The organism is Streptomyces sp. NH27, assembly GCF_056859195.1.
In genome coordinates this window covers 1-12,046 of the sequence record NZ_JACEGK010000225.1, presented here as the reverse complement: position 1 = coordinate 12,046, position 12,046 = coordinate 1, and the positions used below count along the sequence as shown (strand labels likewise).

Annotated in this window: 13 protein-coding genes; 7 read left to right on the top strand and 6 right to left on the bottom strand. The window is 72.2% G+C overall.

Going from position 1 to position 12,046, the window contains the following annotated elements; translation table 11 throughout:
• From AC13HU_RS19450 to nudC, 3 genes are all read left to right on the top strand, one after another.
• Nucleotides 1-498: PD-(D/E)XK nuclease family protein (locus tag AC13HU_RS19450; RefSeq protein WP_483043174.1), on the top strand; the 498-nt coding region annotated here is incomplete at its 5' end.
• Between the two features lie 133 nt (nt 499-631).
• The gene (locus tag AC13HU_RS19445) at nt 632-2,077 is read left to right on the top strand and encodes a M20/M25/M40 family metallo-hydrolase (RefSeq protein WP_483043173.1); all 1,446 of its coding nucleotides are present in this window, start codon (nt 632-634) and stop codon (nt 2,075-2,077) included.
• Nucleotides 2,078-2,231: 154 nt separating this feature from the next.
• Complete coding sequence (nudC, locus tag AC13HU_RS19440; RefSeq protein WP_483043172.1) at nt 2,232-3,179, top strand: NAD(+) diphosphatase; 948 nt, start codon at nt 2,232-2,234, stop codon at nt 3,177-3,179.
• Nucleotides 3,180-3,265: 86 nt separating this feature from the next.
• Here the strand turns inward: nudC and AC13HU_RS19435 are convergent, their stop codons facing one another.
• The 4 genes from AC13HU_RS19435 to AC13HU_RS19420 form a co-directional block, all read right to left on the bottom strand.
• Nucleotides 3,266-4,135 (bottom strand): SAVMC3_10250 family protein, encoded by an 870-nt coding sequence (locus tag AC13HU_RS19435; RefSeq protein ID WP_483043171.1) that lies wholly within the window; start codon nt 4,133-4,135, stop codon nt 3,266-3,268.
• Nucleotides 4,136-4,260: 125 nt separating this feature from the next.
• The gene (locus tag AC13HU_RS19430) at nt 4,261-4,818 is read right to left on the bottom strand and encodes an isochorismatase family protein (RefSeq protein WP_483043170.1); all 558 of its coding nucleotides are present in this window, start codon (nt 4,816-4,818) and stop codon (nt 4,261-4,263) included.
• 372 nt (nt 4,819-5,190) lie between these two features.
• On the bottom strand, nt 5,191-5,814 hold the full coding sequence (locus AC13HU_RS19425; RefSeq protein WP_483043169.1) for an RraA family protein: 624 nt from the start codon (nt 5,812-5,814) through the stop codon (nt 5,191-5,193).
• 201 nt (nt 5,815-6,015) lie between these two features.
• Entirely contained in the window at nt 6,016-6,270 is a 255-nt protein-coding gene (locus AC13HU_RS19420) for a mycoredoxin (RefSeq protein WP_483043168.1), read from the bottom strand.
• A 263-nt stretch (nt 6,271-6,533) separates the two neighbouring features.
• Here AC13HU_RS19420 and AC13HU_RS19415 point away from each other — a divergent pair, with 263 nt between their 5' ends.
• The 4 genes from AC13HU_RS19415 to AC13HU_RS19400 all read left to right on the top strand — a co-directional run bounded on the left by AC13HU_RS19415 (nt 6,534) and on the right by AC13HU_RS19400 (nt 10,192).
• Entirely contained in the window at nt 6,534-8,759 is a 2,226-nt protein-coding gene (locus AC13HU_RS19415) for an ATP-dependent DNA helicase UvrD2 (protein ID WP_483043175.1), read from the top strand.
• Nucleotides 8,760-8,895: 136 nt separating this feature from the next.
• The gene (locus AC13HU_RS19410) at nt 8,896-9,276 is read left to right on the top strand and encodes a hypothetical protein (RefSeq protein WP_483043167.1); all 381 of its coding nucleotides are present in this window, start codon (nt 8,896-8,898) and stop codon (nt 9,274-9,276) included.
• Nucleotides 9,277-9,428: 152 nt separating this feature from the next.
• Nucleotides 9,429-9,842 (top strand): WhiB family transcriptional regulator, encoded by a 414-nt coding sequence (locus tag AC13HU_RS19405; protein ID WP_483043166.1) that lies wholly within the window; start codon nt 9,429-9,431, stop codon nt 9,840-9,842.
• Complete coding sequence (locus tag AC13HU_RS19400; protein WP_483043165.1) at nt 9,839-10,192, top strand: hypothetical protein; 354 nt, start codon at nt 9,839-9,841, stop codon at nt 10,190-10,192. The genes AC13HU_RS19405 and AC13HU_RS19400 overlap by 4 nt, the downstream gene beginning before the upstream one ends.
• 188 nt (nt 10,193-10,380) lie before the next feature.
• Here AC13HU_RS19400 and AC13HU_RS19395 read toward each other — a convergent pair whose 3' ends face one another.
• A complete protein-coding gene (locus tag AC13HU_RS19395; protein ID WP_483043164.1) occupies nt 10,381-10,524 on the bottom strand; it encodes a hypothetical protein in 144 nt (47 codons plus the stop codon).
• A gap of 128 nt (nt 10,525-10,652) precedes the next feature.
• Nucleotides 10,653-12,002 (bottom strand): ABC1 kinase family protein, encoded by a 1,350-nt coding sequence (locus tag AC13HU_RS19390; protein WP_483043163.1) that lies wholly within the window; start codon nt 12,000-12,002, stop codon nt 10,653-10,655.
• Between the last annotated feature and the right edge of the window lie 44 nt (nt 12,003-12,046).

Here is a 12,046-nt window from a genome sequence, read left to right as displayed (position 1 = left end):
CCCGAGGACCTCCCCGGCATCGAACCCGGCGACGACATCGCCGACGAGCAGGACCTCGCCGTCCTCAAGGACGCCTTCCTGCGCACCCCGTACGCCGACCGAACCCCCTACCGCGTCGAGGTCGCCTTCACCCTCACCCTCGCCGGCCGCCTCATCCGCGGCCGCATCGACGCGGTGTACCGGGAACGTACGGACGCCGCACGCGCGGACACGGCGCCCGTGGAGCCGCCGGGCCACGACGCGGACCCGTACACGTACGAGATCGTCGACTGGAAGACCGGGCACCGGCCCGATGCCGCGGACCCGCTGCAACTCGCGATCTACCGGCTGGCCTGGGCCGAGCAGCAGGGCGTGCCGCTCGACCGGGTGCGGGTGGCGTTCCTGCACATCCGCACCGGCACGCTGCTGCGGCCCGCCGGCCTGCCGGACCGGGCCGCGCTGGAGCGGTTGCTCAGCCCCGATCCGCCGCCGGACCGGGCCGAGGAGCCGCCGCGCTGACGGCGGGTGGGCGCGGGGCGCGCCGGACAGGTCGGCAGCGGCGGACCGCCGGACGCGGACCGGCAGGAGCGGGGCCGGAGGTCGGACCGGGCGGCGGATCGGGGCCGACGACGCGGCCGGTACGCTGAAAGCCATGCGTACGACCTCGGACAACGCCGTCCACCCGCACCCCGCCGACCCGACCCCGTACATCGCCGAGCACAGCGCCGCGTTCCTCGCCGCGCTCAAGGACTGGCTTCGTATCCCGTCCGTCTCCGCGAACCCGGACAACGCCCCCGACGTGCGCCGCAGCGCCCAGTGGCTCGCGGCAGCACTGACCGACACCGGCTTCCCGGTGGCGGAGGTGTGGGAGACCGAGGGCGGTGGCCCGGCGGTGTTCGCCGAGTGGCCGAGCGGCGAGGCCGACGCACCCACCGTGCTCGTCTACGGGCACCACGACGTGCAGCCCGCGGCGCGGGAGGACGGCTGGGCGACCGACCCGTTCGAGCCGGTCGAGCACGACGGGCGGCTGCGGGCGCGCGGCGCCGCGGACGACAAGGGCCAGGTGTTCCTGCACACGCTGGGCCTGCGCGCGCACCTGGCGGCGACCGGCCGCACCGCCCCTGCCGTCAACGTGAAACTGCTGATCGAGGGCGAGGAGGAGTCCGGGTCGCCGCACTTCGGGCCGTTGATCAGGAAGTACGCCGATCGGCTCGGCTGCGACACCGTGATCGTCTCGGACACCGGCATGTGGGCCGAGGACACCCCGACGGTGTGCACCGGCATGCGCGGGCTGGTCGACGGTCAGATCGACCTGTACGGGCCGGACCAGGACATCCACTCGGGCTCGTTCGGCGGCGCGGTGCCGAACCCGGCCACGGAGGCGGCCCGGCTGGTCGCCGCGCTGCACGACGAGGACCGGCGGGTGGCGATCCCCGGCTTCTACGACGGTGTGGTGGAACTCACCGACCGGGAACGGGCGCTGCTGGCGGAACTGCCGTTCGACGAGGCGGGCTGGCTGCGTACGGCCAAGTCGCACGCGGCGCTCGGCGAGCGCGGCCACTCCACGCTGGAGCGGATCTGGGCCCGGCCGACCGCCGAGGTCAATGGCATCCACGCCGGGTACGGCGGTCCCGGCGGCAAGACCATCGTGCCGTCCACCGCGGAGATCAAGTTCTCCTTCCGGCTGGTCGCGGGGCAGGACACCGTCCGGGTGCGGCAGCTCGTGACCGACTGGGTCGCGGCCCGACTGCCCGACGGCATCCGGCACGAGATCCGGTTCTGGGGCGACGGCACCCGCCCGTGCCTGACCCCGCTGCACCACCCGGCGCTGCGCTCGCTGGTCCGCGCGATGGGCCGCGCCTTCGGCCAGGAGATCAGGTACACCCGGGAGGGCGGGTCCGGGCCGGCCGCCGACCTCCAGGACGTGCTGGGCGTTCCCGTACTGTTCCTGGGAATTTCCGTGCCGTCCGACGGTTGGCACTCGGTGGACGAGAAGGTTGATCTCGACCTGCTGTTCAAGGGCGTCGAGACCGCGGCGTACCTGTGGACGGAACTCGCCGCGGACTGGGCGGCCGAACCATGGTCGAGCAGCCGGTGAGCGGGGCAGGCCCCCGGCGCACCGGGCGCGCCTCGTCCACGGGGCGCGCCGGTCGTACGGGGCGCGCCGCACACACCAGGCGCGCCGCACCCACCCGCGCGCCACTCGTACCGCCCGTATCGCAGGCACCGCAAAGGGGAGTTGGGAAGACGCCTTGACCGAACTCGACGCGACATCGAAGCCGTTGAGCCTCACCTACACCGGGGTGGACCGCGCGGCACACCACCGGCTCGACGAGGCATGGCTCGCGGCTGCCTGGAGCCACCCCACCACCCGCGTCTTCGTCGTCTCCGGCGGCCAGGTGCTGGTCGAGGACACCCCCGACGGCGGCGCCGAACTCGTCATGACCCCGGCCTTCGACGCCCCCGAGACCGAGCAGCACCGCTACTTCCTCGGCATCGACGCCGAAGGCGTGCGCTACTTCGCCCTGCAGAAGGACACCCTGCCCGGGCGGATGGACGAGGCGGCCCGCCCGGCCGGACTGCGCGAGGTGGGCGGACTGCTCGCCCCGATCGAGGCCGGGCTGATGGTGCACGCCGTCGCGCTGGAGAACTGGCAGCGCATGCACCGCTTCTGCTCCCGGTGCGGCGAGCGCACCGTCATCGCGGCCGCGGGTCATATCCGCCGCTGCCCCGCCTGCGGCGCCGAGCACTACCCGCGCACCGACCCCGCCGTGATCATGCTCGTCACCGACGACGAGGACCGCGCCCTGCTCGGCCGCCAGGTGCACTGGCCCGAGGGCCGCTTCTCCACCCTCGCGGGCTTCGTGGAACCCGGCGAGTCCATCGAGCAGTCGGTGCGCCGCGAGGTCTTCGAGGAGGCCGGTGTCACCGTCGGCGACGTCTCCTACGTCGCCAGCCAGCCCTGGCCGTTCCCCTCCAGCCTCATGCTCGGCTTCATGGCGCAGGCCACCTCCTCCGACATCCAGGTCGACGGCGAGGAGATCCACGAGGCCCGCTGGTTCTCCCGCGAGGACCTGCGCGCCGCCTTCGAGTCCGGTGAGGTGCTGCCCGCGTACGGCATCTCGATCGCGGCCCGGCTGATCGAGCTGTGGTACGGCAAGCCGCTGCCGAAGCAGGGGGGCATCGCGGCGGTGCGGTAGCCGGTGCGGTGGGGCCCGATCGGGGCCGGTGGCCGGTGGCCGGGTCCGTTCGGGCCGGTTGTGGGCCGGCGGGCCGGCGGGGCCCGCTACGGCAGGTCGTGCGCGTACTCCACGTACAGCGGGCTGGCGATCACCACTCGGGCGGGACCGGGGGCGCCGCAGCCGCCGACGGGGGCGTAGGCGAGGTCGGCGGTGACCCGCGCGTATCCCCGCGTCCAGGCGGCGGTGGGCGCGGACGCGCGGCGGTCGAGCCAGCCGACGAGTTCGGCGGTGCCCTGGTGGAAGTGGTCCAGCCCGGACAGGTTCGTGGGCGGGGGGTCTGCCGGGAGGACCGGCAACTGCTGGTGGCCGAGGGTGTCGAGGGTGTCGTGGGCCTGGCCCCCTTCGCGCCTGAACCACGCCCGGCTCCTGGCGACCTCGCGGTAGGCGGGAGGCTGGGAGGAGATGCCGCCGCCGGACATCCTCGCAGTGCCGGTACTGCCGGTCGTGTACTCGGTGACGGTCGTCGCGGCGGGCGGCGGCTCCTGCCGTGGTGGCAGGGCCGCCAGCAGCAGGTGCTCGGCGGAACCGTGCATCAGCAGGCGGATCTTGCGGCCGGAGACGTCCATTGGGTCGTAGCCGTCGACCGGGTCGCCGGGGTCGAGGAAGACCACCATGTGGCCGAACGGGTCGTCCAGCAGCATGTGGTTGAGCGGGGCCTCGAAGTAGATCCACTGGCCCGGGCGGTGCTCGCCGTCGGTGTACCAGCGCGCGTGGCCCTCGATCTGCTCGGTCACCCGCCGCAGATGGTCGAGGCGCTCCCGCTCGTCGTCCGTGGCCGCAGGGGACACGTCCACGCCGACCAAGGGCGTGGAGACCTTCAGCGCCATCTTGAGACGGCCGCCGAAGCGGCGCCGAGCCAACGGGACGAACTGCCGTAACTTCGCGTCGGACAGGTAGATCAGTTCGCTCAGCATGAATTCAGGCTAGGCGAAGGTTTGACCTACCGTCAGGCACTAAAGAGACGAGGGCCGCGGTGTGGCGTCGGACCGCGCCCCGGTCGTCGCCAGGGCGCGGCCCTCGGTCCGCGGTGTGGACACCGTCACTTGGCGAGGACGTCCAGGACGTCCTTGGTGCTGCCCGTCTCGGCGATGCGCGGGAAGACCTTCGCCACGCTGTGCTCGTGCGTGGACAGGTCCGCGTCGGTCATGGCGTCGAACGGCAGCGTCACATGGAAGCCCTGCTCGTGTGCGTCCCGGGCCGTCGACTCCACGCCGCTGCCGGTGGCGATGCCGGTGACGACCACCTGCGTCACGTCCAGCGACCGCAGCCGGTCGGCCAGACCGGTGGAGGTGAAGGCGCTGCGCGCGTGCTTGGTCACGATGATGTCCTCGGGCTGCCGGTCCAGTTCCGGGATGAGGTCGGTCCAGCCCTCGGGGAGGGAGCGGGTGCCGCGGCCGACCCGGTCGGTCCGGCCCGACGGCGCCCCCGCCACGTTGACGAGGACGACCGGGAGACCGCGGTCGCGGAACGCCCGCAGCAGGTCCGCCGAGCGCTCGACGACGTCCGCGACGGGGTGCGCGAATGGCAGGGCGACGATGCCGGCCTGGAGGTCCACGACGATGAGGGCGGTCTTCGGGTCGAGGGTGGTGATGGGCATGCGAAGTCCTTCGGGGTGGCGGGGTGTTGGCGTGGTGGAGCGGTGACCGGTGGCGCGCCGGAGCGAAGGTGGGGCCGTGGCGGCGGTGCTGGCGGTGCTGGCGGCCGTGGCGAAGCGGTGAAGGCGGCGTGCCGGCGGTCGCGCCGGGTCAGGGCTGGTGAAGTTGGCCGCCATGCGGAGCGTCTTGGGCTCGTCGGGTGCCACGGCGACGAAGTAAAGCCGAGCGGTTCGCCTGCCGTGGTGCGGGCTACGCCTCGCACCACACCCTCCTGGATTCCCCGCATCCCCTACCGTCCCGCTTCCGCACCCTGTGAGTGCCCCGTGCGCGCCGGGCAGCGAGATCCGGTGAGCGGCCGGGTCGGTCCTGCCGCGTCAGTCCTGGTAGCCCTGGGCGGCGAGGATCTGGTCGATGCGGGTGCGGTGCGCGCCTTCCCACATGTCGAGGGTCTCGGCGGACTCCTTCGCCAGCTTCGCGCGGGCGCCGGCGAGCAGTTGGGCACTGCGGCCTCGTGGGGCGACCACGATGCCCTCCTCGTCGGCCACGACGATGTCGCCGGCGTTCACCTGGACACCGCCGCAGGTGACCTGGGCGTTGAGGGGCTCGACGGCGGCCTTGCCGCCCGGGATGGGGATCACGCCGCGGGCGAAGACGGGGAAGCGCATGTCGCGGATCTCGCCGAGGTCGCGGATCACGCCGTCGATCACGAAGGCCGCGATCCCGTTGCGCCGGGCGACCGCGCAGACGTTACCGCCGGCGACCGCGTAGTCCACGTCGCCGGCCTCGACGACGATGACGGATCCGGCCGGGGCCCGGTGGATCGCGGCGTGCAGCATGAGGTTGTCACCGGCCGGGCACCGTACGGTGAAGGCCGGACCGGCCACGCGCGGCATGGACGGCCACAACGGCCGGATGCCGATGTCCATGACCTGCTCGCGGCCGAGGAAGTCGGCGAGGGTCGTCGGCGGTACGTCCTGGAACCCGGCGGCGTCGTCCATGATCCCGACCGTAGCATCGGTGCCGGCCCGGGCTCGGGGCGATCCGTGCGGTTCCGGCCGGGGAGGTCAGGGGCATGGGCGAGCCCGGGCCGCGGACAGCCGAAGCCGGGCGCCTGGGACGGGCGCCTCGGCCGGGCGGCCGAAGCCGGGTAGCCAGACGCCCCCGGGCGCGGGGGCGCCCGGGGGTGTGCGTGCCGTAGGTCAGGCGCTGAGCGCCTGGGAGACCTGCGCGAGACTCGGGTTGGTCATCGTGGACTTCTTGCCGCTGGGCGCCACGACGAGAACGGTCGGCACCGTCTGGTTGCCGCCGTTCGCCTGCTCCACGAACTTCGCCGACTCCGGGTCCTGCTCGATGTTGATCTCGGTGTAGGCGATGCCCTCCCGGTCGAGCTGGCTCTTGAGCCGGCGGCAGTAGCCGCACCAGGTAGTGCTGTACATGGTCACGGTGCCGGACATGTGATGATCCGCTCCTCGTCCAGGGGTCCTCGGGCTCCTCGATCCGGCAACACCGGACGAGGTCTCGTCATTCTTCCGAACGTCCTGGGCCCCGCGCGCATTCCGCGCTGCCTCGGCGCTGCTCCGGTGCCGCGGACCGCCGCCTCGGCGCCGCGGACCGTACATCGGACGGGCAAGCCTGTGGATAACTTCGCCGGGGTGTCGCCGGAACCTGGCACAGTGGCGGTGTGACTGCGACAACCCACGACTCGCTCTTCCCCGCGATGCCCGACTCCGCGGACGCGGTGCTCGACGGACTCGACCCCGAGCAGCGCGCCGTCGCCACGGCACTGCACGGCCCGGTGTGCGTGCTGGCCGGCGCCGGCACCGGAAAGACCCGTGCGATCACCCACCGGATCGCGTACGGAGTGCGGTCGGGCATCCTCCAGCCCTCGACGGTGCTCGCCGTGACGTTCACCGCGCGCGCGGCGGGGGAGATGCGCGGGCGGCTGCGGCAGCTCGGCGCGGGCGGGGTGCAGGCACGGACGTTCCACTCCGCTGCCCTGCGGCAGTTGCAGTACTTCTGGCCGCGGGCCATCGGCGGCGAGATGCCGCGCATCATGGACCGCAAGGTGCAGCTCGTCGCGGAGGCGGGTGCCCGCTCGCGGATCAGGCTGGACCGCAGCGAGCTGCGGGACGTGACCGGCGAGATCGAGTGGTGCAAGGTCACCCAGACGGTGCCGGAGGAGTATCCGGCCGTCGCCGCCAAGAACTCGCGCGACGTGCCGCGCGACCCGGCCGAGGTCGCGCGGATCTACGCGACGTACGAGCAGTTGAAGCGCGACCGCGGCCTGATCGACTTCGAGGACGTGCTGCTGCTGACCGTCGGCGTCCTCCAGGACCGGCCGGACGTGGCGGACACCGTCCGCTCGCAGTACCAGCACTTCGTGGTGGACGAGTACCAGGACGTCAGCCCGCTCCAACAGCGTCTGCTGGAGCTGTGGCTCGGCGGCCGGGGGAATCTGTGCGTGGTCGGCGACGCCTCGCAGACGATCTACTCGTTCACCGGCGCCACCCCGGACTTCCTGCTCGGCTTCCGCAATCGCCACCCGGACGCCACCGTGGTCAAGCTCGTCCGGGACTACCGCTCCACCCCCCAGGTCGTCGGCCTGGCCAACGGCCTGCTCGGTCAGGCCCGCGGCCACGCCGCCGCCCATCGGCTCGAACTGATCTCGCAGCGCGAGCCGGGCCCCGACCCGGTGTACACGGAGTATCCGGACGAACCGGCCGAGGCCGAAGGCGCCGCCCGCCGGATCAAGGACCTGATCGACTCCGGGGTACGCCCCAGCGAGATCGCCGTGCTCTACCGGATCAACGCCCAGTCGGAGGTGTACGAACAGGCGCTCGCCGACGCCGGGGTGCCGTACCAACTGCGCGGCGCCGAGCGGTTCTTCGAGCGGCCCGAGGTGCGTGAGGCGGGCATGCTGCTGCGCGGCGCGGCGCGCGCGGCCGCCGACCCGGGCGAGGAGCGGGAGACGATCCCGCAGCAGGTGCGGGCGGTGCTCAGCTCGCGCGGCTGGGCCTCGGAGCCGCCCGCGGGCTCGGGCGCGGTGCGCGACCGCTGGGAGTCGCTGGCGGCGCTGGTGCGGCTGTCGGAGGACTTCACCGCGGCCCGGCCCACCGCGGAGCTGACCGACTTCGTCGCGGAGCTGGACGAGCGGGCCAACGCGCAGCACGCCCCGACGGTGGAGGGCGTCACCCTCGCCTCGCTGCACGCGGCGAAGGGCCTGGAGTGGGACGCGGTGTTCCTGGTCGGCCTGACCGAGGGCACCATGCCGATCACCCACGCCAAGACCGACGAGCAGGTCGAGGAGGAGCGCCGGCTGCTGTACGTCGGGGTGACCCGCGCCCGTCTGCACCTGTCGCTGTCGTGGGCGCTGTCGCGCTCGCCGGGCGGGCGCGGCGGCCGGCGGCCCTCCCGCTTCATGGACGGGCTGCGGCCGGGGTCCGCGCCGCGCGGCGCCCGGGGCGGGGCCGGCGGTCAGAGCGGCGTCGAGCGCGGCTCGGGCGGGCGCAGCAGGCGGCGCGGCCCGGTGCTGTGCCGGGTGTGCGGGCGGACCTTGTCCGAGGCGGGCGAGATCAAGCTGATGCGCTGCGAGGACTGCCCCTCCGACCTCGACGAGGCGCTGTACGACCGGTTGCGCGGCTGGCGGATGGAACAGGCCAAGGCCCTCGGCCAGCCTGCGTACTGCGTCTTCACCGACAAGACGCTGCTGGCCATCGCCGAGGTCAGGCCGTCCGACGAGCAGGGGCTCTCCGCGATTCCCGGCGTGGGCGCCCGGAAACTCGACAAGTTCGGTGCCGACGTGCTGGTGCTGTGCACCGGAGTTCCGCTGGACGAAGCCGAGGACAGCGCGGAATGCGACGTTCCGGATGAAGCGGCGGAAGGAGCCCTTCCGGTCGGCCCGGAGGAGGGCGCGGAACCTTCTTCGGAAGATGCCGAAAAATAGTTTGCGTATCCCGCGGGAATCCTCATAGCCTGCGTGAGCACGGTCGAGAACGGGTCTTCCAAGAGCCGCCAAGACTGTGATGTACTAGGCAAGTCCGGTCTACTGCCCTTACGAGACGCCGAGGGAGGCGAGCACAGTGAGCAGCAACATCATCATCACCAAAGTGACCGATCGTCCGGTCGCCGCCGTCTGCTCGCTCGACGTCTCCATGGTCTCGCTGCGCAGCACCGGCCTGTCCCTCGCCTCCGCTCTGCTTCCGGCCCTGCCGGTGCGTGAGCGTAGTGAGCGACCGACCGAGGCGCCCGCGGTAGCGGCGGCGAAGGCACAGGCGACCGCCTATGCCTTTACCTCTGCGGCTGCCGGCGCCGGTGCGACGAGTGCGAAGGCCGCTACGGGCGGTGCCAATGGTGTCAAGGGAGCCATTGTCGCCGGACTGGTGATCGGACAGCAGGAAAAGCAGACGCAGCACGGTATGTGGGCCTTCCGCGGGCCTGAACCCTGGAGTGATCCAACCTGACAGCGAGTCAGGTCGGCACCTTCAGGGCCGCGGAATCCCACACCGGGAACCGCGGCCCTTCTGTTTTCTCCACCCGGAGATCGCTGTCTTCGCAGACAGACACAACCGAAGACCGGCCCACCGGCCGGACCGACAGACGAGGAACGAACACCGTGCATTCCGCCCCGCACGACACGTCCGGACTTCAGCCCGACCCGACCAGGACGCCCACCGGCGACCTCACCGACCACCCTCCCCTCGGCTCCGCCGTCGGGGACCCCAGCGCAGACCCTCCGGAGAACACCTTGCTGCCCCTCACCGAGCTCGACGACGAGATCGAGCGACTCGGCGTGCCCGTCCCCTGCCGCACCTACGACCCCGAGGTCTTCTTCGCGGAGTCGCCGGCGGACGTCGAGTACGCCAAGTCCCTCTGCCAGACCTGCCCGGTCCGCGAGGCGTGCCTCGCCGGCGCCAAGGACCGCCGCGAGCCCTGGGGTGTCTGGGGCGGCGAGCTGTTCATCCAGGGCGTCGTGGTTCCTCGCAAGCGGCCGCGTGGCCGCCCGCGCAAGAACGCCGTCGCGGCATGAGCACTCGCGCCATGTTCCGCACCCGGCCCGGCACGATCGACCGGCCCTTGACGCATGACCCGAAGCACCGCAACTCCAAGAATCAGGCCCCGATGACAACTTTCCGCACCGAGCAGCCCGCTCGTACTCCCGCACATACTTCCGACGCCTTCGCGTCGACCCAGAACAGGAACCTTGAGATGCAACTCATGCCAGAAGCCCTGGCCCGTGCGCATATGCAACAGCGACTGCGCGAGGCCGAGCACCAACGAAGGTCGCAGCGCCTGCTCACTGCCCGCCGGCTCCAGCGCCGTGCCGAGCGCGCCTCGATGCGCGCCCGCCGCGCGCTGGCCATGGCGGTCATGCAGTAGCCGGCGCACACGCGACAGCCCTCGCGCGGTAGCCGTGATGCAGTAACGGCACATCGGCAACCTCGAAGCAACGCTGACCACGTACGATCCCGCGGGACCGGTCCGACCAGGACCGGTCCCGCAGGTGCGTTACCGCGACAAAACCGGCGCGCTCGGAGGTATCGTCGCCCAGTGGATCAGAAACCCTCTCAGGCCACGACGACGGGCACGCCGTCCAGCACACCCCGCACATCCAGCACACCCCGCTCGACCAGCTCGTCCAGCACCACGAGCGCGCCCGCCGCGCCGGCCTTCACACCGTCCGGCACGAAATGCGGCCGCTGCGGCACCACAGCCGAGGGTCATCCGCTGACCTGGACCTGCTCCGTCGAGAACGGGCGCCGCGGCTACTTCTGCGACACCTGCGCCCGCAAACACCTGCGCAGCATCGAAGGGCGCCTCGACTCCGCCTTGTGGTAGCTCACGCCGACGCCGCGGGGCCCTCCGGGGCGAAGCCCGGCAGCCACTCCCGTAGCTCCGCGCGCAACCGCACCTCGGCGCCGAGTTGGCACAGCACCCCGACCGTGCTCAGTGTCACCCGGTGGATCAACAGATACGACGGCGGCAGGTTCAACTGCTTGCCCAACTGATGCGCCGGCGAACGAGGATCGGCGATCCGGGCGGCCTGCGCCCGCATCCACGCCCGGTCGAAGCGGAACTCCTCCCGCCCGGCCGGCTCGATGATCGGCCGCAGATAGTCCAGCACCGCTTCCGCGTCGAGGTTGATCGTCGGCTTGACGAATCCCTCCTCCCGCAACATGCGGTACACCTCCTCCGCGTCGTCGGCCAGCGCCAGCCGCAGTGCCGTGCCGATCGGCAGCGGCAGCCCCTCCGGCAGCCGGTCCACCGTGCCGAAGTCCAGCACCCCCAGCCGCCAGCCCTCGGCCGGGCCGTCGTCGGTGAGCAGGCGGAAGTTGCCCGGGTGCGGATCGGCGTGCAGCAGCCCGGTCCTGGCCGGGCCGGCGAACAGGAAGTGCGCCAGCAACTGCCCCGCCCGGTCCCGCATCTCCTGGCTGCCGCCGGAGATCACCTCCGACAGCGGCACCCCGTCCATCCACTCGGTGACCAGCACCTGGTCCGCCTGGTGCACCACATCCGGCACCTCGACGTCAAGGTCCCCGGCGAACTCCTCCGCGTGCGCGTGCTGGGCCGTCGCCTCCAGTTCGTAGTCGAGCTCCTCCGCGACCCGCGCCCGCAACTCCGCCAGCAGCGGCTTCACGTCCATCCCGGGCACCAGCGGGCCGAACAGCCGTGCCACCCGGCCCAGTTGCGAGAGGTCGGACAGCAGCGCGTCCCCGGCCCCCGGGTACTGGACCTTCACCGCGACCTGGCGGCCGTCGCTCCACACCGCCCGGTGCACCTGCCCGATCGACGCGGCCGCGGCCGGGGTGTCCTCGAACGACGTGAACATCGAGCGCCAGTCCTTGCCGAGCTGCTCGGCCAGCACCCGGTGCACGGTGCGAGCCGGCATCGGCGGGGCGGCCTCCTGGAGCTTGGTGAGCGCCGCGCGGTACGGCCCGGCGACGTCCTCCGGCAGCGCCGACTCGAACACCGACAGGGCCTGCCCGAACTTCATCGCGCCGCCCTTCAGCTCCCCGAGCACCTTGAAGAGCTGCTCCGCGGTGCGCTCCTGCAACTCGCTCGCGACCTCGTCGGCCGGCCGACCGCCCAGCCGCTTGCCCAGCCCGAGCGTGGCCCGCCCGGCGAAACCCAGAGGAAGCGCGGCCAGCTTCGCGGTGCGAGTCACCGCCTTGCGCGGAAGATCAGACATGCGCCCCCTCATTTCCCGTCGGTCACATGGCCATTGTGCCCCCC

Coding starts and splice junctions, on each gene's coding strand:
- AC13HU_RS19435 (WP_483043171.1), bottom strand. CDS start 4,135: ATGCTGAGCGAACTGATCTACCTGTCCGACGCGAAGTTACGGCAGTTC.
- AC13HU_RS19420 (WP_483043168.1), bottom strand. CDS start 6,270: ATGTCCGGCACCGTGACCATGTACAGCACTACCTGGTGCGGCTACTGC.
- AC13HU_RS19425 (WP_483043169.1), bottom strand. CDS start 5,814: ATGGACGACGCCGCCGGGTTCCAGGACGTACCGCCGACGACCCTCGCC.
- AC13HU_RS19390 (WP_483043163.1), bottom strand. CDS start 12,002: ATGTCTGATCTTCCGCGCAAGGCGGTGACTCGCACCGCGAAGCTGGCC.
- AC13HU_RS19400 (WP_483043165.1), top strand. CDS start 9,839: ATGAGCACTCGCGCCATGTTCCGCACCCGGCCCGGCACGATCGACCGG.
- AC13HU_RS19430 (WP_483043170.1), bottom strand. CDS start 4,818: ATGCCCATCACCACCCTCGACCCGAAGACCGCCCTCATCGTCGTGGAC.
- AC13HU_RS19415 (WP_483043175.1), top strand. CDS start 6,534: ATGCCCGACTCCGCGGACGCGGTGCTCGACGGACTCGACCCCGAGCAG.
- AC13HU_RS19445 (WP_483043173.1), top strand. CDS start 632: ATGCGTACGACCTCGGACAACGCCGTCCACCCGCACCCCGCCGACCCG.